The organism is Acinetobacter sp. UBA3132 (assembly GCF_002364825.1).
GTDB lineage: Bacteria > Pseudomonadota > Gammaproteobacteria > Pseudomonadales > Moraxellaceae > Acinetobacter > Acinetobacter schindleri.
In genome coordinates this window covers 1-596 of record NZ_DEZM01000210.1, presented here as the reverse complement: position 1 = coordinate 596, position 596 = coordinate 1, and the positions used below count along the sequence as shown (strand labels likewise).

Here is a 596-nt window from a genome sequence, read left to right as displayed (position 1 = left end):
ATGGCAACGGCAACCACCATGTACTACACTGGTAAAAACCCACTGGCGAAAGTAGCGCGTTACACTGAAAATGTCGACATTGTGAAAGGTGAAAAGCGTCGTCGTCTGCACAAAGCTTTCTTGCGTTACCATGATCCAAATAACTGGCCTTTACTGCGTGATGCCTTGCGCGAAATGGGCCGTCAGGACCTGATTGGTAATTCGAAACAGCATCTGATTCCGACCTATCAACCTGCAGGTGTGGATGGTCAGTATCAGTCAGCACGTAAGAAGAACTCGACTGTTGCAGGCGATTCACAGAAACGTACCGGTCAGGCAGGCAATCGTGGACAAGGTCAAAGCCAAGGACAGAACAATCGTCCGAAAAAAGGCCAAATTTTGACCCAGCACACAGGTTTACCACCACGTGAAACCGGTGATGCGAAAAAGCCTTTTGGCGGTTCTAAAGCTAAAGGCAAAGCCAAACCTAAAAGTCGTGCCTAAATCACTTAAAAAAGACACTTCGGTGTCTTTTTTATTTTTCTACTGATTTTTTATTAAAAGAAGTCAAATCTCAATTAAACAATAATTAAATTAAGATATTTATTAGAAAAAAC

Annotated in this window: 1 protein-coding gene; it reads left to right on the top strand. The window is 43.0% G+C overall.

The features are described 5' to 3' along the window. On the top strand, positions 1-483 hold a 483-nt coding region (locus B4033_RS11635), incomplete at its 5' end, for a DUF3362 domain-containing protein (protein WP_286834171.1). Positions 484-596: the final 113 nt, after the last annotated feature.